The organism is Streptomyces sp. NPDC006326, assembly GCF_040612915.1.
Taxonomy (GTDB): domain Bacteria; phylum Actinomycetota; class Actinomycetes; order Streptomycetales; family Streptomycetaceae; genus Streptomyces.
This window is the reverse complement of the sequence record NZ_JBEXRC010000050.1, coordinates 33,572-52,185: the sequence shown is the minus strand read 5'-3', so window position 1 is coordinate 52,185 and position 18,614 is coordinate 33,572. Positions and strand designations below refer to the sequence as shown.

Here is an 18,614-nt window from a genome sequence, read left to right as displayed (position 1 = left end):
GCCGCCGCAGTCGTCGCCCGGAGCGGCCGCTCCGGCCGGCCGCGCCGGCCGCGCCGGCCGCCAGGGCAGCCGGCGGCCCCGGACCGACGCCAGCAGCGCGTAGTTCTCCGCCACGAACACCCGTCCCGGGCCGCCCGAGGGCTGCGGAACCTGCTGCCCCGTCAGGTCGAGGTACATCGCCTGTACGACGTCCAGCCCGGCGGCGTCCGCGAACAGCCGGAACTGGGCGCCGGGCCGCGGGTTGAAGTCGACTAGCCGGAAGCACCCGTGCTCGTCCCGGCGGAAGTCCAGGTCCAGGATCCCCTGGTAGCCCAGCCGCGCCGCCAGCCGCAGCCCGGCCTCCTCCACCGCCGGATCGGGCAGCCAGCGCCCCACGGCCGTCAGGCCCGTGCGCACCGGCCACGACAGCTCCTTGCGGCCCGAACCGACGAGCAGCGGCCGCCCGCCCCGGCCGAAGGCGCCGTGGAAGAACCAGTCGGTGTCCGCCCCGGCCGGCAGGAACCGCTGCAGCAGCAGCCGGCTGCCGGCCTGCGGGGTGCGCTCGTACAGCCCCCGCGCCTCGGCGGCGCTGTGCACGAGGGTGGTGCTGCGCAGCCCTGCGCCGGCCGGCAGCAGCCAGGGCCGGCTCCACTTGGCGACCACCGGCAGGCCGAGGCGCCACACGGCCTCCGCCGCCTCGGCTCCGCTCGCCGGGATCACGGTCTCCGGGTGCGGGACGTCCCAGCGGGCGCACAGCCGTGACAGCTGCGCCTTGTCCGCCACCCGGGCCGGGAGCCCGTCGGGCTGATGGGGGATCCGGTAGCGCCCGTCGAGCATCGGGGCGATCCGCGCCACGGCGATCGCGCTCAGGTCGTCCATCGCGACGAGCACCGCCGGCCTGCCGATCCGCTCCGACACCCCGACCAGGCACTCCAGGAGCGCCTCGGGCGCCTCGGGGTCCAGCCCGCCGACCGGTCCGGGATGCGCGGCGCGCAGGTACCGCGAACGCCCCATGGGACCTCCCCCGGCCTCGACGACGGCATGGACCTCCACGCCCTTGCGCCCAAGGGATCTGACGGCGCCGAGGGTTCCGTGGTGGAACGGATTCCGATCGAGTCTGAGCACAACAGCGGGCACATGGGCGTCGAACGCGTACATGGGAACGGTGTCTTTCACCTAGTCGGTCCAAGCAGGGAGGGTGCGCAACTGCGAATGGCCTAGAAAGCCTTCATCGAACAGGCCATTCGTCAGATGTGCTGCCTAACGTCTTTGGCAAGCACACCGGTTCAGGAAGCCTCGGGAGACGCCATGTCCAGACCACGCCGCCGGCTGGCGAGCACCTGCATCGGTACGGTCACGGCCGGGCTGCTCGCCACGGGCGCCGCGCTCGCGGCGCCGGAGGACGACGAGCCCAGGAGCTCCGACGTCGCCATGGGGGCCTACCTCGACTACGGGCCTCCCGGGGTCGCCCGGATCCCGTTCCTGTCGCACTGGCTGGGCGGCAGGGAGATCCGGGTCGGACACACCTATCTGCCCGGCGACCGGTGGAGCGGCATCGAGGGGAACGTCGGCTGGCTCGACGACTGGGCGGAATGGCGCCTGGACGGCAGGGGCCGGATGTTCGTGCTCAACGTGCCCATGCAGGAGCGCAACGAGGGCCGGGTCCCCGACCGCCAGGTCGCCCAGCTGATCAGGGCGGGGGCGCACGGCGCCTTCGACGAGCACTTCAGGAGGCTCGCCGAACGGCTGGTGGACCTGGGCGTGCCGGACACGGTGATCGTGCTCGGCTGGGAGATGAACGGCGCCACGTACACCCACCGGTGCAGTCCGGACCCGGAGAACTGGAAGGTGTACTGGAAGCGCATCGTCAACACGATGCGCTCCGTGCCCGGTCAGAAGTTCAAGTTCGATTTCGCCCCCAACCGTGGGACGGACGCGATCGGCTGGACCAAGTGCTACCCGGGCGACGACGTGGTCGACATCATCGGCATGGATTCGTACGACCAGGGCCCCGGCCGCACCTTCGACGACCAGATCACCCAGCCGTACGGGCTCCAGCAGCACGTCAACTTCGCACGAGCACACGGAAAGCAGATCTCGTACCCGGAGTGGGGGCTCTTCCGCAACGGGGACAATCCGGAGTACGTACGGCGCATGCTGAAGTGGATCGAGCAGCACAAGCCGCTCTACCACACCATCACCGACTACTGCCCGCACGGCGTGTGGCAGTGCAAGCAGAACCCGCGCTCGGCGAAGGTGTTCCGCGAGGCGCTCAGGCCCGAGAAGCCGGGTCCGGTGATCCCCACCCCGGTGGTTCCGACGCCCGTCGTACCGACTCCGGTCGTCCCCACGCCCGTGGTCCCGACCCCGGTCGTACCGACGCCGGTCGTCCCGCTTCCCGACGTGCCGACGCCGCAGATCCCGATGCCCCAGGTCCCGGTCAAGCCGAGCCCCGCCAAACCGAGCCCCGCCAAGCCGAGCCCGGTCCCGCAGCCGAAGCCCAGCCCGGTGCAGCCCAGCCCGGTCGCACCCCGCCCGGTGGAGCCCAGCCCGGTGGAGCCCAGCCCGGTCGAGCCGAGCCCGGTCGAGCCGAGCCCCGTGGAACCGAGCCCGGTCGAGCCCAGCCCCGCCGCGCCCGTCCCCGTCGAGCCCAGCCCGGTGGAGCCCGTCCCCGTCGAGCCCAGCCCGGTGGAGCCCGGCCCCGTGGAACCGAGCCCGGTCGAGCCCGGCCCGGTCGAGCCCGTGCCCTCGCCCGTCATGCCCTCGCCCCAGGCGCCGGTCATCCCGGTCCCGAGCCCGGTCACGCCCGAGCCCGAGCCGCCGCGGCCGCAGCCGCAGAAGCCGTCCACCAACAGCACGCAGTGGTGCGTGCCGCTCAACGTCGGCGAGTGGCTCTCCAAGCTCCTCGGCAAGCAGTCGGTCTGCGTCAAGGTCGACTGGAGCTGGGGCGAGGGCTCCGGCTGGCCGTTCTAGGCGCGGCGGGGTCGTCACCGGACGCGCAGTTCGTTGAGCCGGGCCCGCCAGTCCCTGGCGGCCGGCAGCGCCTCGCGCAGCACCCCCACCGCCCGCTCGCGCCCCGCCGCCTGCCCTTCGTGCAGCCGCAGCAGGGGCGCGAGCGCCGTCCTGGCCAGCAGGAACCGCTGGTTGACCACGGTTTCCGGCCGCCAGTGGTTCTTGTACGGTTCGTTGCCGCGCAGGAAACTCACCACCGGGCGGCCCTCCGCGAGGGCCCGGCCCGCCTCGTAGCGCAGGAGCAGCGTGGCCACGTCCACCTTGCGGGAGCGCAGTTCCGGGTCCGCGCCGTACAGGTAGCCGCCGCTGAGCGCGCCCGACAGCAGCGTGACGTTGGCCGCCACCACCTTCCCGTCCAGCCGGAACTCCGTCAGCCGTCCCTCGCCGGCCCGGACCATCCGCCGGGTGGCGCGGGTCAGGTGCTCGGCGAAGCGGGGCTTGAGGTGCTCCGGGGTGACCCCGCGCCCGCGCCACTGCTTCTCGTGGAGCCGCAGCAGCGTCCGTACGGCGCGCGGCACTTCCTGCTCGGTGACCTCGTGCTCCTCGATCCCGGCCGCGTCGGTCTTGCGCAGCTTGGCCCGCACCCGCTGGGCGCCGGAGGCGGGCATCCGCTTGACCAGCTCGTCGAAGGGCAGGGCGGGCAGCTCCATGCAGGTGGAGTCGGCCAGCTTGGTGCGGACCCCGGGCCACTGCTCGTACAGGGCCTCGGCGGCCGCCCCGGGACGTACCTCGCGCAGGTCGACGACGGCGCCGCGCGCCGCCCGGTGCAGCCCGTGGGCCAGCGCCGGGACGACCTCTGCGGCGTACTCGGCGGCCACGAGCACGTCGGAGTAGTCCGTGATCCCACCGCCGAGCGGCACCAGCAGCGGCAGCGGCCGGTGTACGAGCATCAGCGGGGCCGCGCCGACCAGTTCCTCACCGCGCCGCACGAGGACGATCCGCAGCCGCCCCTCCCGGCCGTAGGAGAGCCACCAGGAGTGCAGCCAGGCGTGGCTCTGGAAGGGAGTGGCGGCGGGGCAGGAGCGGAAGAGCCGGTTCCATGGCTCCTCCATCGCGGCGAACTGCCGGGGATCACGGCACAGCGTCACCGTCAGGGCCCCTGGGGAGCCCGCGGTCATCGCACGGACTCCTTCTTCTCCTTGGCCTTCTCCTTGGCCGCGCCCGGCTCGCCCTGGGCGGGCAGCGAGGCGTACTCCTCCACAACGGGCTCCACGGCCCCGGCGTCCGCACCCGTGCTCGCGGTCGGGGTCGTGTCCGTGTCCGTGCGGGTGCCCGGGTCCGCGTCCTTGCGGCGCGGCCGCGCCAGCAGCCACAGCCCGCCCAGCAGGCCTCCCGCGCACAGCCCGACCGCGCCGCTGACGGTCGCGGACGGCGAGGCCGGCTCGGTCGGCGCCACCGCCTGGTTGAACAGCAGCAGCTGGACACCGGTGTTCTTCGCGGCCTGGTTGCTGCTCAGCGACAGCGCATCGGCGACCGCGTTGGCGATGTCGGCGGCCTCGCCGGGGCTCTTGGAGGTACCGGTGATGGCGATCATCGGCGACTCGGGGGAGGTCTCGGCCCGTACGTGGGTGCGCAGTTGCCGGGCCGGGATGCCCGCGCGGGGCTGCGCGTAGCCGAGGGTGGAGCTGCTGGTGGCGATCCGGGCGTACGCCTGGGCGAAGCCGAGGGCGGTGGCCGGCTCGGTGGTGTCGTCGGGCACGGCGACCACGTAGCTGGTGGCGGCGTACTCGGGCGCCTTGAGCACCCCGTACGCCCCGCCGGCGGCCAGTCCCACGAGGGCGGCGGCCGGCAGGGCCCACCATGCGGGCGGCGGCAGCAGCCTGGCTCGGCGGCGTCGGCGGTCGGTCTTCTTCTGGTCGGCGGTGTCGGCCATGTGCGTGCTCACTTCCTGGGTGAAGGGTTCTTGTCTCGGGCCCGGTTGGCGGGCCCCGGTACGGCGGTTGGGCTCAGCCGTTCTCCCCGCCCCCGCCCGCTGCGGCCGGGCCCGGGGCCACTGCGCCGGGAGCCGGCCGCCGTCCGGGCACGGACGCCGCCTCGCGCGGCTCGCCCCCCGGCGTCCCCGTTTCCGCCGGGGACAGGGCTTCGGGGCGGCCCTGCCCCGGCCCGTCCGGGACCGGGTCGCCGCCCGCTGCGAGCGGTGCGCGCGGGCGGGACAGGGCCAGGCGGTAGACGTCCAGCAGGAGTTCCGCGCTGTGCGCGATGTCGTAGCGGCGGGCCACCGGTGGCGGCGGCAGCCGGCGCACACCGGCCTCCATGTGTCCGCGCAGCGCCGCGACCAGCTCCTGCTCCCCCGTCCCGATCCGCCGCGCCCCCGGCGCCTGCGCCGCCGGCAGGTCGTCGATCGCCGGACAGGTGACGTGCAGCACCGGCAGCCCCGCCGCCAGCGCCTCGACCACGGCCAGCCCGAACGCCTCCTCCCGCGAGGCGGAGACGAACACGTCCATCGCCGCGAGGAGCGCCGGGATCCCGGGCGTGCGCCCGTCCGCGCTGTCGCCCAGCGGGTCCCGCTCCCCCAGGAGGTGGATCCGGCCCTGCGCGCCCGACTCGGCGGCCAGTGCCCGCAGGGTGGCCCGCTCGGGGCCGTCCCCGACGAGCAGCAGGTGCGCCCCCGGCAGTGCCGCCACCGCCCGCACCAGCGCGTCGAAGCGCTTGCCCGGCACCAGCCGGCCCACCCCGCCGACCACGAAGGCCCGCGCGGGCAGTCCGGTCCGGGCCCGGGTGGACCGCCGCACCTCCTCGTCGAAGCGGAAGCGGGCGGCCTCGATCCCGTTCGGTACGACGTGCACCCGCTCGGCGGGCACCCCCCACCCCTCCAGCCGGGCCGCGACGGTGTCCGAGACCGCCACGGTCGCGGCGCCCAGCCGCTCACCGGCCAGGTACAGGGCCCGGGCCCCGCGCGACAGCGGCCGTCCCTCGATCTCGCCGGCGCCCAGCGAGTGCTCGGTCGCCACGACGGCTCCCACGCCCGCGATCCGGGCCGCGATCCGCCCGTACAGGCAGGCCCGGTACAGGTGGGTGTGCACGAGGTCGTAGCGCCCGCGCCGGATGAACCGCACCAGCTTCGGCAGCGCCCCCAGGTCGCGGTTGCCGCGCATCCCCAGGTTCACCACCCGCACCCCGTCCGCGCGCAGCCCCTCGGCGACCGGCCCGGGATTGGTCAGCGTCAGCACGTCGCACTGCACCGGCAGGTGGCGCAGCAGCAGCCGCAGTTGCTGCTCGGCGCCGCCGACGCCCAGGCCGGTGATGACGTGCAGGACCCGTACGTCCTTCACCGGTGCACCGCCCGGCGCCGCAGCTCCTGCGCCTGGTGGCGCAGCTGCTTGATGCGCAGCCGGCCGCCGCCGTCCGCCTGGCTGACGTGCGTGCGCGGCAGGGCGTGCGGGCCCGCGAGGCGCCCGGGGTCGATGGCGCAGGCGTAGTCGTAGCCGGCGGCCCGGGTCGCGGCGACGACCCGCGCGTCGAGGTGCCCGTACGGGTAGCAGAAGCCCTGCGGGAGGGTTCCGGTGAGCTCGCGCAGCAGGTCCCGGCTGCCCCGCAGCTCCTGCTGGAGGACGGAGTCGGCGGCCGCGGTGAGGTCCTGGTGGAGCAGCCCGTGCGAGCCGATCTCCTGTCCGGCGGCGGCCACCTCGCGGATGCCCTCGGCGGTCAGCAGGGCCTTGCGCGGGCCCAGCGGGTCCCACACGTTGTCCACCCCGAGGCGTCCGGGCAGGACGAACAGGGTGGAGGTGAACTCGTGGCGGCGCAGCAGCGGCAGGGCGTTCGCCAGGTAGTCGGTGTAGCCGTCGTCGAAGGTCAGCCCGACCAGCCCGGCTCCGCGCCCGGCGGCCCGGGCCCGCAGCAGCTCCCCGACGGACACCCCGCGCAGCCCCCGCGCGCGCAGCCACAGCAGCTGGGCCTCCAGCGTCCGCGGGGTGACGGTGATGCCGTACGGGTCCTCCGCGGGATCGGTGAACTCGGTGACCGAGTGGTACATCAGGACCCACGGCGAGGCGGTCCGGCGGGCGGGAGCCCTCACGGCGGCCGGCGCCGCGGCGGTGTCAGCGGGCATTGCGGAACCTCTGGGTCATCTGGGAGATCTGGGCGGGCAGGGCGGTGATTTCGAGCACGCGCAAGGCCAGGCCGCAGGCCCCGAACATGGCGGGGATCAGCAGGCAGCCGAGCGCGACGCTGAGCAGGGGGTCGGGGATCTTCGGCGCGGCGACCCAGCCGGTGGCGCAGGCCGCGACGGCGGCGACGGCGAGCCGGCCGATGCTCAGGGCGACGCGGCGGACGTGGATCGCGATGATCCGGGAGCCGAGGCCGGTGAGCAGCAGCACCGCCGTGGTGGTGATGCCCGCGGCGTTGGCGGCGGCGATGCCGTGGGTGCCCCATCCGCGGACGGCAAAAGCTCCGCCGACGATGTTGACGAGCAGTCCGGCACCCATCGCGAGCGCCGGGAACCAGGTGGGCCGGGCGGTCGAGAAAAAGGGCCGGGACAGTGCGCCGACGAGGCAGTGGCCGAGGAGCCCGAGGCCGTAGACCCGCATGACGGAGGCGGTGGCCAGGGTGTCGCGGTGGGTGAAGGCGCCGCGTTCGAAGAGGACCTGGATGATCTGCGGCGCGTAGGCGATGACGAGGGCGCTGCCCATGAGGACGGCGAGGGAGGCGAGGGCCAGGTCCCGTTCGACGCGCCGACGGGCCTTTTCCAGTTCCCCGCCCGCCATGGCCTGGGCGACGACGGGGAAGGTGACGGTGCAGATCATCAGCGACAGCACCATCGGCATCTGCGCGACCTTCTGCGCGTAGTTCAGGTGCGAGATGGCGCCGGGCGGCAGCGAGGCGGCCAGGAACCGCTCCACCAGGACCTGGGACTGCCGGCAGACGGCGAACAGGATGACGGGCGCGATCAGGCCGAAGGCGAGCAGGGTGGGCCGGTCCCGGTCCCGCTGGCTGCGCGGGGCCTCCCCGGGGGCCGCCGCCCGGCCCGGACCGGAGCGTCGCCTCCCGGCGCGCGACGGCCCGAAGCCCACGTTCCGTACGAACGCGGGCAGTTGGACGAGCACCATCAGCAGACCGCCGACGGCCACCCCGGCGGCGGCGGCCCGCACCCCCCACACCGCGTGCAGGGCGATCATCGTCCCGATGATCCCGACGTTGTACGAGACGTAGATCGCGGCCGGCGGCACGAAGGAGCGGTGCGCCCGCAGGGCCGCGCTGAAGTACCCCGCGACCCCGAAGGACAGCACGGTCAGGGCGGTCAGCCGGGTGCACTCGACGGCCAGCCCGGGATCCGGCAGACCGGGCGCGAGCACGCCGACGACGAGCGGGGCGGCGATGATCAGCAGGGAGGCCACGGCGGCCAGGAACACCGCCAGCCGCGGCAGCGTCGCCCCCACGAGCAGGCGTACGGGGTCCTGCGCGCGGGCCTCCTTGCGGGTGAGCCCGGCCCAGGACGCCGCCCGCCGGGCCAGGGCATGGCTGAACGCGGGCACCATCAGCAGCGCCATGGCGTCCTCGATCAGCAGCGTCGAGGCCATCTCCGGCACGGTCCAGGCGATCAGGAAGGCGTCGCTGTCGTGCCCGGCACCGAAGAGGTGGGCGATCGTCTGGTCCCGCACCAGTCCGAACACCGCCCCGGCGGCGGTCAGTCCGGCGGTGACGGCGGCGGCCTTGGCCAGGAACCGCCCGAGCGGCGCGGATGTGCTGCCGTTCCCCGAGCCGCCGCCGGTGCGCTCGCCCCGGGGCCCTGGTGGCGGAGGCCCGCCGACCGCCCGCTCGCGTGCGGCGCCGCTGCGGCCGCCGGCGGCCGCGGGGCCGGACGCGGCCGGTCCGCCGGACCCCGGCGTCCCCGGGAGTGCGGCGGAGCCGGACTCGGGCAGGCGCGGCGGACGGCCCGCAGCCTCGGCGACTTCGGTCGCCGCGGCCGCGGGCCGCCGCCAAGGCGTCGTATCGGTCACCGGGCCGCCGTACCCGCGGCGCCGGCGAGGCGCCCGGCCGGAACGGCGGAGCCGGAGGGCATCCGCCGCCCGCCACGGCCGTCCGTATCCGCGTCGTCCCAGGAGGGGAGCGCCCACCACGCCGCCAGGCCGATGATCACCCCGGTGAGGACGGTGGACGGGCCACCGATGTCCGCGTACAGGAAGTCGGTCAGCTGCCACACCAGCAGGCCGACGGCGATCAGCCCGCAGTCCCGGGCGGCCCCGGCGCCGACGCACCGCCGCAGCCCCGCCACCAGCAGCGCCGCCCAGCCGCCCGCCAGTGCGGTCAGCCCGATCAGCCCCTGCTCGCTCAGCACCAGCAGGTACATGTTGTGCGGGGACAGCAGCGGCTGGCGGACGTACGCCTGACCCGCGCCCGCGGTGTCACTGCCCGAGGACAGCCCCAGCGAGGCGTGCCCGTCCCGGTTGGCGGGGAAGCCCTTGAGGCCCACCCCCACGGCGGGCCGCTCCCGCCACATCGACTCGGCGGCCGCCCACATCGTGTACCGGTCGGTGACCGACTGGTCGGGGGCGCTGGACACCTGGGTGATCGAGGTCAGCCGCTCCGCGACCATCTCGGAGCCGACCCCGAAGCCGCCCACGAGGACCACGCCGGCCGCGGTCAGGGCCGCCAGCACCTTCAGGGCCCGCCGGATCCCGGCCAGCCCCATCACCAGCACCGCGGCTCCCGCGGTCGCGATCCAGGCGCCGCGGCTGAAGGACAGGACGAGCGGCAGCACCAGGACCAGCGCCGCCGCGCCCGCCAGGCGCCGCACCCGGCGCGGCAGACCCGGGGCCAGCGCCGCCGCGGTGGCCACCACCAGCCCGTACGCGACGACCGTGGCCATGCCCATCACGTCGCCGGGACCGAAGGTGCCCACGGCCCGGACGTCCTCGCCCTGGTACGAGGCCCCGGTGTGCGTCGCGTACTGCACGACCCCCACCGCGCCCTGCACCAGCGCCAGCACCACGAAGCACCCGGCGGCCAGCCGGAACTCCCCTGCGTCCCGCACCAGCAGCACGATCGCCGCCGGGACGAGCACGAACACCTGCAGGTAGCGCACGAATCCCGGCAGGGCCGCGAACGGGTCGCCGGCGGTCGCGGTCGCCACGGCCAGCCCCAGCGCGGGCACCCCGAGCACCAGTACGGCGAGCGGGCTCAGCTCCCGCACCCGCCCGCGCAGCGCCTGCACCGCGCACACGGACACCAGCAGCAGCGAGGCGGCGTCGGCCGGGCCGACCTTGCCGGAGGTGCTCGCATCGCCCGCCGGAACGGGGGCGAGCAGTATCAGGACGGTGGCGGCGAGCGGCAGCAGCGGCCAGTGCCGCCGCATCAGGGCCGGCACGTCGGGCCGGGCCCGGGTACCGGAAAGGGCAAGGCTCATGCTCAGCTGCCTCCCAGCCGGAAACGGAAGAAGGAGGCCGCGGTGCGGGCCAGGATCCACAGGTCCTGCCACAGCGACCAGGTGTCGATGTAGTGGTTGTCGAAGCGGGCCCGGTCCTCGATGGAGGTGTCCCCGCGCAGGCCGTTGATCTGCGCGAGGCCCGTGATGCCGACGGGCATCCGGTGGCGGGCCTCGTAGCCGGGGTGCACGGCGGCGAACTTCGCCACGAAGTAGGGGCGTTCCGGCCGGGGACCGACCAGGCTCATGTCGCCGCGCACGACGTTCCACAGCTGCGGCAGCTCGTCCAGCGAGGACTTGCGCAGGAAGGAGCCGACCGGGCTCATCCGGTGGTCGCCGGCGACGGTCCACCGGGTGGCGGACTCGTGGGCGTCGGCGCGCAGGGTGCGGAACTTCAGCAGCGTGAAGGGCCGCCCGTAGAGACCGACCCGTTCCTGCCGGAAGATCACACCGGGCCCGTCGGAGACCCGTACGGCCAGGGCGCACAGGCCCATCACGGGCGCGGCGGCGATCAGGGCGAGCGCGGCGAGGGCACCGTCGATCACCCGCTTCAGCCCGCGCTCCACCGGCCGGGCGGGCCGCGGCAGCAGCGGCTGCACGGCGTAGCCCCACAGCTGGTCCTCGGGCTGGGCGACCCGCATCCCGGTGACCTTGGCGGTTCCGGCCGGGTCGGCGAGCCAGAGCCGGCAGCCGTGGTCGTGGAAGAGCCGGACCAGGGAGGCGGTGCGCTCGTCGGCCTCCGGCGGGCGGGTGAACACCGCGTGCCGCACGGAGTTCTGGATGACCGCGCGGCGGATGTCCTCCGGGGTGGCGAGCACCGGCACCCCGCCGTTCCCCTCCTCGGCGGGCCCGGTGTGCGCGAGGCCGACGGGCCGCAGCCCGTACTCGGGACGCCCGTGCAGGGCGGCGGCGACGGCGCTCGCCCCGGCGCCGGGTCCCACGACGAGGGCGGAGGAGGGCTTGCGCCGGGCGGACCGGCGGCGCAGCTGGTTGACGCAGCCGCGCGCCGCGCAGGCCAGTACGGCCTGGACGCAGACGGCGGTGAGCAGCGCCGCCCAGCCCAGGGCCTGGCGCGGGGCGACGGCGGCGACGACCGCCGCGGTCCCGCACCACAGGACGGCGGACCGCCCGGCCAGTACGGGCAGTTCGCGCAGCGCGGAGGGGGCGAGGCGCGGCCGGTAGAGCCCGGCCTGCGCGTGCAGCAGGGCCAGCAGTACGGCGATCGGTCCGGCCGCGGCGGCCGGGAGGGCGGGGGCGGGCAGGGCCGCGGTGGTGACTGCGGTGGCCAGCGCGTCGGCGGTCAGCAGCGGGAGGACGCCGTCGCGCGGGCGGCCCCGCTGCGGCCGGACGAGCGGCCGGGCCCGGTCGGCGTCGGGCCGGCGTGGGGGGTGGATGGCGGTCACGGACCGTCGGACGGCTGCGGTGCCGGCGCTGCCGCCGGCGGGCCCCGTGCCGCTCTGCCCGGTGTGCCGGGCGGGTGCGCTGTCCATCGTCATCGGCTGATGCGCTCCTGGTTAGAGGGCCGGGGCCTGCCCAGCAGTTCGTGGTACAGACCGGTGACCGCTTCCGTGGTCCGCCGTACGTCGAAATCGGTCCGGGCGTGCTGCCCGGCCTGCTCCCCGAGTGCGGCGAGCAGCCGCGGTTCGGCGAGCAGCCGTCCCAGGGCCTTGGCCAGGGCCGTCGGGTCCTCCGGCGGCACCAGGCACAGCCGTCCCTGGCCGGGCGGCAGGCTCTCCCGGGCACCGCTGACGTCCGAGACCAGGACCGGTCGGCCGCAGGCCATGGCTTCGAGCGGGGCGAGCGCCATGCCTTCCCACCGCGACGGCAGTACAACGAGATCGGCGGCCCGAAGCCACGGTCGGATGTCGGGGGCGGCGCCCGCGAAGAGCACTCCGGGCGGCGCGGCGCGGCGCAGCCGCTCGGTGTCGGGGCCGTCGCCGACCAGTGCCAGACGGGCGGTGGGCAGGTTGCCGAGGACCTCCCGCCAGGCCTGGAGCAGTACGTCCTGGCCCTTCTGCCGGCACAGGCGGCCCACGCAGACGGCGAGCGGCCCGTCGCCCTGGACGGCGGCGGGCCAGGGCAGTTCGGCGCGGGCCCGGGCCTTGTCCGCCTCCCCGTCCGGTCCGCCGGGGCGGAAGTGGTCGAGGTCCACGCCGTTGCGGATGACCGACCAGTGGGCGGCGACCCCCTCGCCGGCGCCCGCGCGGCGTTCGGCCTCGCTGACGCAGAGCACCCGGTCGGCCCAACGGGCCCCGAACCGCTCCCAGCGCAGGGCGAGGGCCGCGGTGCCCCCGCCGACGGCGTCGAAGGACCAGGCGTGGGGCTGGAAGACGGTGGGCACGCGGCCGCGGGCGGCGAGCCGCCCGGCGAGCCCGGCCTTGGCACTGTGGCAGTGCAGGACGTCGGGGCCGACCCGGCGGATCACCCGCCGGGCGCCGAGCACCTCGGCGGGCAGTTCGGGGCCGGGCGCCCGCCCGGCGCGCCAGGTGACCACCTCGGCCCCGGCCGCGCGGGCGTCGTCGCCGAGGCGGCCGCCGCGCGGGCATCCGACGACGGCGCGCAGTCCGGCTGCGGACTGGGCGCGGACGAGGTCGACGACGACGCGGGCCACGCCGCCGTCCACGGGCTGGACGAGATGGAGGACGGTCAGGGGGGAATGCTGTGTCGGCACGCGGAGCGGTCTCCTACGTTCAGCGGCGCGCGTCTGTCTGAACGAAGAGCACGCCGAGGAATTGACCCTGGCTTTCGCCCGTGAACCTGAAGTTCAGGCTGCGGGCGCCACCGGACAGGGCGGGACTCAGGTCGAACACGTCCGCGTCATATCCGAGATTGTTGATGTGTTCGGGCTGTCGCACGAACGAGGGACGTCCGAATTCCGTGATCGTGGAATTCATAACATCATTAAAAGGATTTTCAGCATCGCTGACGCTGATCCGGCGGCCGCTGTCCGCGGTCACCGTGAGTGAGTCCCCGAGGGCCCCGCGGTCCCCGTCGTACGCGACCACCCCGGCCTTCCCGGCCGCCCCCGGAGGGACGTCCAGGCCGTTGAGCTCGACCGTGTCGCCCGAGGCCCCGGCGGCCCGCTCGGCAATCCCTTCGAAGCCGTCCCACAGCGAGATCCTGCGGAGCGGCTCCTGCGGGTGCTCGTAGGCGACGACCAGCGTCCACCCGCCCCAGGCCCCCACCGCGGAGTGCCCCATGGCGATGTTGAGCTGGGCGACCGTCCACATGCCCGCGCCGCCCTTGCGCACCAGCGGGGTGACGTCGGCCGAGGCCTGGTAGGCGTCGCTGTCCGCGTCCGTACGGTGGCCGATGACGGTGTCGGCCAGGACCTCCTTGTAGGCCCCACCCGGCTCGGCCACCAGCACCCGGCCGTTGTCCTCGGGCGGCTTCTGCTCGCCCACCCGCAGATTTCCGCCCCAGTACAGGCGGGCGTACGACACCTTCGCACCCTCCGGGACCTTCAGCTCGGCCCGGGTGGAGTTGTAGGTGTCCGGGTCCTTGTCGACCTCGCTGTAGAACATCTCGAAGTCGCCGTTCACCCCGGCCGCACCCTGCTTGACGTCGGCGCACGGCTCGGCCTCGGGGGACTCCTCCCGCCGGCACGCGATCGACGAGTTGGAGGCCCGTACCAGCCCTCCGTGCTGCACGGCCTGGTAACGCTGGGTGAAAGGGATCTTCGGCGCTTCCCCGAGCTCCGGTGGGGCGGCGCCCGCGACGGGAGCGTTGACCGAAAGTGCGAGGCAGGACAGCAGGCCGAGCGTGCCGAGGATTCTGCGGGAGGAACCCATGACCCCGTCTCCATTTTCGATCAAGGGGACAAAACCGGAGTGAACTTTGGCAGATATCGGGCCGGAAATCACGCCGGACTCGCTCGTACGGCCTTTTGGGCGATGGCACGCACCCTCGCAGGCGGCGAGTCGTTATGCGGGTGGACCGGCGTTCGAACGGAAAGGAAATGCGGAGATGAAGAAGAAGCTGATGCGCGGCACCACCACCGCGGTCGCGGGCACCGCCCTGCTGCTGGGCGGCGCCGGCCTCGCCTCCGCGCTCGACGGGGACGGGGCGACCGCGGAAGGCGTCGCGGCGCAGTCCCCCGGCGTGGTCAGCGGCAACCTGCTCCAGGTCCCGGTCGACATCCCGGTGAACGTCTGCGGCAACAGCGTGAACGTGATCGGACTGCTGAACCCGGCCTTCGGCAACGTCTGCGTCAACCGCTGACCGCCCCGCCCCCTCCCCGCCTCACCGTCAACCACGGCGCCCGAAACGTCGGCATCCGGGTGAATCCACGCAACCCCGCCGAGGCGCGGCCGTTGATCCGGGTGCTTCAAGTACCGGGCAATCCTGCAAATAAGGGACGAGAATGATCAAGAAGATGATGGCCTCGGCAGCGGTTGCGGCCTCGGTCGTGGGCATCGGCGCCGCCATGGCGCCGCAGGCGATGGCCATCGGGAACGACAACGGCATCAACACCGTCAACGGCAACGGCGCCGCGCAGATCTACGGCAACCAGGCCACGTACGGCACCATGAGCCCGCAGATGGCGCTCATCCAGGGCTCGTTCAACAAGCCCTGCATCGCCCTGCCCGCCAAGGCCAACGTGCAGTCCCTGCTCGCCCTGGTCAACATCGGGGTCCAGGACGTCAACGTCCTGTCCAACCCGCAGAACCAGCAGTGCACGGAGAACTCCACCCAGGCCAAGGGCGACGAGGCCCTCTCGCACATCCTGGACAACATCCCGATCCTCTCCGGCAACATCTCCGCCGGCAGCTGATCGCGCCCCGCACCCCGCGAGGCCGCCGCACCCCCGGGCGCGGCGGCCTCGCCGCTTGTCGGCCCGCACATTCTCGATAAATCACTCGGTGAATTTCGGCCGACCGGCCCGCCGGGGCGAATTGGGTAGCCGCCCTCCGAAATAGGCGGTTTCTTTTCCCGGACCCGCTCGTTGTTATTTCTGCAGTGGACAAGCCGCTGCGGGAAGGATCTAAATCAAATGACGTACAAGAAGGCAGTGGTGCTGGCCGCCGGCGCTCTGATGGCCGCCGGTGCCGCCTCCCCCGCCATGGCCGACTCGGTGGCCGACGGTGCGGCCGTCGGCTCCCCCGGCGTGCTCTCCGGCAACCTGGTCCAGGTGCCGATCCACGTCCCGGTCAACGTCTGCGGCAACACCGTGAACATCATCGCGCTGCTGAACCCCGCGTTCGGCAACGTCTGCGTCAACGACTGACGCAGCGCCGGTGCCCGCAAGGGCAACCTCCTCGGGGTGGCCTCGGAGTGCACGGCGGTGCACTCCGGGGCCACCTTCGATTCAGCACCGGCGGCAGAGCCGGTAGACAGGGAAGGACCCATGCGACAGGTACTGAGCCGACAGGTACTGGGCAAGGGGGTGCTCACGGCGGCGGCCGCCTCAAGCCTGCTCTCGATCGCGACCGGCGCGGCCTACGCGCACCCGGGGGCGATGGCCGAGGCCTCGCATTCGCCGGGCGTACTGTCCGGCAACAGCGTCTCGGTACCGGTCACGCTCTCGCCGAACGTGTGCGGCAACAGCGTCGACGGCGGGGCGGCGCTGAACCCCTCGTTCGGGAACACGTGCGTCAACACCACCGGCTCCGACGACCGCCACGAGGACCACGCGTACGAGCGCTACCTGAGCCCCGAGCACGCCGAGGCGTTCGAGCGCTACCTCCAGGAGCGCGAGGGCCGGCACGCGCAGCCCACCCGGCAGCACGAGGAGTCCGGGTACGGGGGCGAGGAGGACGAGGGCAGCCGCCCGGAGGAGAGCCGGCACGAGGAGAGCCGCCCGGAGGAGAACCGGCACGAGGAGGCTCGTCACCCGGCACCCCGGCACGCCGCTCCGCGCCACGCCGCCCCCCGGCATGCGGCCCCCCGCCACGAGGCGCCTCGCCACGAGCAGCCCCGGCACGAGGAGACCCGCCGGGAGCAGCCCCGCCACGAGCAGCCCCGGCACCAGGAGACCCGCCACGAGGGCGGCTACGGCGGCTCCGGAGCGCACGAGGAGGAGTGCGACGACCACCCGCACACCCTCCCGGCCCCCGCCCCGCACCAGGCCCCGCCGGCTCCCCGCCCGGCTCCGCGCCCCGCCCCGCAGCACGCGCCCCCGCCCGCTCCCGTCGAGGAGGCACCGCCGGTCCACGAGGCGCCCGCACCGCCGCCCGCCCCGGTCGAGGAAGCGCCGCGGCCGCTCCCGGCCCCCGCCCCGGTCGAGGAAGCGCCGCGGCCGCTCCCCGCCCCGGCGCCGGTGGAGGAGGCGCCCGCCCCCGCGCCTCCGCGCGGCAGCCAGGTCGTGGAGCACCCGGCACCGGCCCGGCCGGCGCCCGAGGTGGTCCCTCCCGCCGGGCAGCCGCCGGCCGCACCGGCCGGTGACATGCCGGTCCGGCCGGCTCCCGCGCCGGCGCCGCTCCCCGCTCCGGCTCCGGCGCGTCCCGCCCCGGCCCCCCTCCCGGCCCCGGCCCCTGCTCCGGCGCACGTCACCGCTCCGGCGCTGGCCGAGACGGGCGCGGGTCAGCCCGGAGCCGCGGCGGCCCTCGCGACGGCCCTCGTACTGGGCGGCGCGATTCTCTACCGCAGGTCCCGTAACACCTGACCGGCAATACCGGTAATCAGAAGAAATAACGGCCGGAGAGTCCCCTGGTGGATTCTCCGGCCGTTGCCGTACGCGTTTCCGCAACCGCGGGGAATCGTTACCAGGGCGAAAGCGGCGCGACGGTCGCCGCTGACGCCTCTGTCCATGAAAGAAGAGGATTTCGATATGAAGCTCTCGAAGGCCGCTGCAGTAGTCGCCGGCTCCGTTGCCGCGCTCGGCGCCTCCGCCCCCGCTTTCGCCGCCGAGGCCGGCGCGATGCCGCCCATGAGCGTGACGAGCGGAGCGACGGACGCCATCAACGCCTTCGCTCCCGTCACCGAGTCGCTTCCCCAGACGCTGGGCAACGGCCTCGCCGAGCAGGGTCAGACCGTGGAGAAGGTGCTGGTCACCGCCCAGCAGGTGAACAAGTTCCGCAACAATGCGCCGGGCGAGCTGCTCGGCCTGGCGAACGGCGCCACCCAGGCCTCCCCGCTGCTCGGCGGTGTGAAGCTCAACGGCGGCGCGAACTGACCGCCCGCCCCCGACACGCACTGTGGGCGCCACCGGTCAGGCCGGTGGCGCCCACAGTCACGTGGAACGCTGACGTCAGTCGTTGACGCAGGCGTTGCCGAACGCGGGGTTCAGCGCGGCGATGACGTTCACGGTGTTGCCGCAGACGTTGACCGGGACGTGAACCGGGACCTGGACCAGGTTGCCGGAGATGACGCCGGGGGAACCCACGGCCGCGCCCTCGGCCGTCGAGTCGGCCAGGGCGGAGCCGGCGGCACCGGCCGCAGCGAGACCAGCGGTGGCCAGGACCAGGGCGGCCTTCTTGGCAGAGTTCATGGGAAGTGCACCTTCTGTTCGATGTTCTGCCCCGATCCGGGGCTCACACCGAGCGAAACGGTCCAGCCTCCCATGGGGACACGGCTCCGCGCGTAATCAGACCTGTTCAGCTCAATAGTCGTAATCACGAGCGGTTTTCCGGCCGCCCTCCACGGCCCTCCGGCCTCCGTCACGGCAGTCGGGGGACCTCCGGCACGATCTTCACCGGCGCCAGCACCGGGGCCGCCGGGGCGGGTTGCGCCGGCTTGGAGACCGGGATCGCTGGGATCTCGGGGATTTCCGGGATCGCCGGGATCGGGATGTCGGGGATCGCGATGGGCAGTTCGGGAATCTCCGGGATCTCCGGCAGGTCCGGGAGGGTGGGCAGTTGGATCGGTGGCAGCGTCACCCCGGGCAGCAGGGTCTGCAGGCTCTTCAGGAGGTCGTCCAGGGTCTTGGTGATGCCCGCCAGCAGGTCGTCGAGCGGACCGGCCGCGGCCGCCTGCCGGTTGATCTCCTGCTGCGCCGCCGCCACTCGCCTGTCGAGGGCGGCGCTGCCGCCACCGTCCGCGGCGCCTGCGGGGGCGGCCGCGCCGGCGAGTATGACGGCCGCGAGGACCGACGGGACAAGGACGCGGATACGGGACGGCTTCGTGCGGTGCATGGGGGTTCCTTCGTGGTCGCACAGGAGCGGACCCGAGCGATCCGCCTCCTTACCCACCGTGAGAACACCTTCTACGGAGCGCAACAGGATCTTGAAGGCGTGCACCTCCGATGGGGGCTGCGTACGGGCTTCGCGCAGGCGTCCGGGGGCGCCTCACCCGGGCCGGGGAAAAGACCGCCACGATCGCGCCG

At 74.2% G+C, this 18,614-nt stretch carries 17 protein-coding genes and 1 pseudogene; 6 read left to right on the top strand and 12 right to left on the bottom strand.

All coding sequences use genetic code 11. The features are described from left to right. Nucleotides 1–1,137 (bottom strand): ATP-grasp domain-containing protein (locus ABZ128_RS29805; RefSeq protein ID WP_356852273.1); only part of this gene is annotated, 1,137 nt, incomplete at its 3' end. Between the two features lie 273 nt (nt 1,138–1,410). Between ABZ128_RS29805 and ABZ128_RS29800 the strand changes: the two are divergent. Further along, nucleotides 1,411–2,244: pseudogene (locus ABZ128_RS29800) on the top strand (glycosyl hydrolase); the annotation flags it as partial. Nucleotides 2,245–2,966: 722 nt separating this feature from the next. On the opposite strand, the gene ABZ128_RS29795 reads toward ABZ128_RS29800, so the two are convergent. The 9 genes from ABZ128_RS29795 to ABZ128_RS29755 all read right to left on the bottom strand — a co-directional run bounded on the left by ABZ128_RS29795 (nt 2,967) and on the right by ABZ128_RS29755 (nt 14,214). Next, nucleotides 2,967–4,109, bottom strand: a complete 1,143-nt coding sequence (locus tag ABZ128_RS29795; protein WP_356852272.1) for a GNAT family N-acetyltransferase — start codon at nt 4,107–4,109, stop codon at nt 2,967–2,969. After that, complete coding sequence (locus ABZ128_RS29790; RefSeq protein ID WP_356852271.1) at nt 4,106–4,876, bottom strand: lipopolysaccharide biosynthesis protein; 771 nt, start codon at nt 4,874–4,876, stop codon at nt 4,106–4,108. The genes ABZ128_RS29795 and ABZ128_RS29790 overlap by 4 nt, the downstream gene beginning before the upstream one ends. A 61-nt stretch (nt 4,877–4,937) precedes the next feature. Beyond that, nucleotides 4,938–6,263, bottom strand: a complete 1,326-nt coding sequence (locus ABZ128_RS29785) for a glycosyltransferase (protein WP_356852269.1) — start codon at nt 6,261–6,263, stop codon at nt 4,938–4,940. Next, complete coding sequence (locus tag ABZ128_RS29780) at nt 6,260–7,039, bottom strand: polysaccharide deacetylase family protein (RefSeq protein ID WP_356852268.1); 780 nt, start codon at nt 7,037–7,039, stop codon at nt 6,260–6,262. Before ABZ128_RS29780 ends, ABZ128_RS29785 begins: the two co-directional genes overlap by 4 nt. Beyond that, a complete protein-coding gene (locus ABZ128_RS29775; RefSeq protein ID WP_356852266.1) occupies nt 7,029–8,927 on the bottom strand; it encodes a lipid II flippase MurJ in 1,899 nt (632 codons plus the stop codon). Before ABZ128_RS29775 ends, ABZ128_RS29780 begins: the two co-directional genes overlap by 11 nt. Beyond that, entirely contained in the window at nt 8,924–10,282 is a 1,359-nt protein-coding gene (locus ABZ128_RS29770) for an O-antigen ligase family protein (RefSeq protein ID WP_356852281.1), read from the bottom strand. The genes ABZ128_RS29775 and ABZ128_RS29770 overlap by 4 nt, the downstream gene beginning before the upstream one ends. A 53-nt stretch (nt 10,283–10,335) precedes the next feature. Beyond that, complete coding sequence (locus tag ABZ128_RS29765) at nt 10,336–11,841, bottom strand: exopolysaccharide biosynthesis polyprenyl glycosylphosphotransferase (protein ID WP_356852279.1); 1,506 nt, start codon at nt 11,839–11,841, stop codon at nt 10,336–10,338. Between the two features lie 2 nt (nt 11,842–11,843). Next, complete coding sequence (locus tag ABZ128_RS29760; RefSeq protein WP_356852264.1) at nt 11,844–13,022, bottom strand: glycosyltransferase; 1,179 nt, start codon at nt 13,020–13,022, stop codon at nt 11,844–11,846. A gap of 19 nt (nt 13,023–13,041) precedes the next feature. After that, entirely contained in the window at nt 13,042–14,214 is a 1,173-nt protein-coding gene (locus ABZ128_RS29755; protein WP_356852262.1) for a DUF3344 domain-containing protein, read from the bottom strand. A 103-nt stretch (nt 14,215–14,317) separates the two neighbouring features. Here ABZ128_RS29755 and ABZ128_RS29750 point away from each other — a divergent pair, with 103 nt between their 5' ends. From ABZ128_RS29750 to ABZ128_RS29730, 5 genes are all read left to right on the top strand, one after another. Continuing rightward, nucleotides 14,318–14,572 (top strand): chaplin, encoded by a 255-nt coding sequence (locus ABZ128_RS29750; protein WP_356852261.1) that lies wholly within the window; start codon nt 14,318–14,320, stop codon nt 14,570–14,572. Between the two features lie 142 nt (nt 14,573–14,714). Next, the gene (locus ABZ128_RS29745; protein WP_356852259.1) at nt 14,715–15,125 is read left to right on the top strand and encodes a rodlin; all 411 of its coding nucleotides are present in this window, start codon (nt 14,715–14,717) and stop codon (nt 15,123–15,125) included. A gap of 219 nt (nt 15,126–15,344) precedes the next feature. After that, nucleotides 15,345–15,578: a chaplin gene (locus tag ABZ128_RS29740; RefSeq protein WP_356852258.1), complete on the top strand. Its 234-nt coding sequence runs from the start codon at nt 15,345–15,347 to the stop codon at nt 15,576–15,578. Between the two features lie 120 nt (nt 15,579–15,698). Continuing rightward, nucleotides 15,699–16,955 carry a chaplin family protein gene (locus tag ABZ128_RS29735; RefSeq protein WP_356852256.1) on the top strand — a complete coding sequence of 419 codons (1,257 nt, stop codon included), beginning with the start codon at nt 15,699–15,701 and terminating at the stop codon, nt 16,953–16,955. A 165-nt stretch (nt 16,956–17,120) separates the two neighbouring features. Beyond that, nucleotides 17,121–17,465: a hypothetical protein gene (locus ABZ128_RS29730; protein ID WP_356852255.1), complete on the top strand. Its 345-nt coding sequence runs from the start codon at nt 17,121–17,123 to the stop codon at nt 17,463–17,465. A 75-nt stretch (nt 17,466–17,540) separates the two neighbouring features. Here the strand turns inward: ABZ128_RS29730 and ABZ128_RS29725 are convergent, their stop codons facing one another. Further along, entirely contained in the window at nt 17,541–17,780 is a 240-nt protein-coding gene (locus tag ABZ128_RS29725; protein WP_356852253.1) for a chaplin, read from the bottom strand. A 169-nt stretch (nt 17,781–17,949) separates the two neighbouring features. Beyond that, nucleotides 17,950–18,423, bottom strand: coding sequence for a hypothetical protein (locus tag ABZ128_RS29720; RefSeq protein ID WP_356852252.1), 474 nt, complete (start codon nt 18,421–18,423; stop codon nt 17,950–17,952). Nucleotides 18,424–18,614 lie beyond the last annotated feature (191 nt).

Coding starts and splice junctions, on each gene's coding strand:
- ABZ128_RS29795 (WP_356852272.1), bottom strand. CDS start 4,109: ATGACCGCGGGCTCCCCAGGGGCCCTGACGGTGACGCTGTGCCGTGAT.
- ABZ128_RS29780 (WP_356852268.1), bottom strand. CDS start 7,039: ATGCCCGCTGACACCGCCGCGGCGCCGGCCGCCGTGAGGGCTCCCGCC.
- ABZ128_RS29770 (WP_356852281.1), bottom strand. CDS start 10,282: ATGCGGCGGCACTGGCCGCTGCTGCCGCTCGCCGCCACCGTCCTGATA.
- ABZ128_RS29765 (WP_356852279.1), bottom strand. CDS start 11,841: ATGGACAGCGCACCCGCCCGGCACACCGGGCAGAGCGGCACGGGGCCC.
- ABZ128_RS29750 (WP_356852261.1), top strand. CDS start 14,318: ATGAAGAAGAAGCTGATGCGCGGCACCACCACCGCGGTCGCGGGCACC.
- ABZ128_RS29745 (WP_356852259.1), top strand. CDS start 14,715: ATGATCAAGAAGATGATGGCCTCGGCAGCGGTTGCGGCCTCGGTCGTG.
- ABZ128_RS29740 (WP_356852258.1), top strand. CDS start 15,345: ATGACGTACAAGAAGGCAGTGGTGCTGGCCGCCGGCGCTCTGATGGCC.
- ABZ128_RS29735 (WP_356852256.1), top strand. CDS start 15,699: ATGCGACAGGTACTGAGCCGACAGGTACTGGGCAAGGGGGTGCTCACG.
- ABZ128_RS29730 (WP_356852255.1), top strand. CDS start 17,121: ATGAAGCTCTCGAAGGCCGCTGCAGTAGTCGCCGGCTCCGTTGCCGCG.
- ABZ128_RS29725 (WP_356852253.1), bottom strand. CDS start 17,780: ATGAACTCTGCCAAGAAGGCCGCCCTGGTCCTGGCCACCGCTGGTCTC.
- ABZ128_RS29720 (WP_356852252.1), bottom strand. CDS start 18,423: ATGCACCGCACGAAGCCGTCCCGTATCCGCGTCCTTGTCCCGTCGGTC.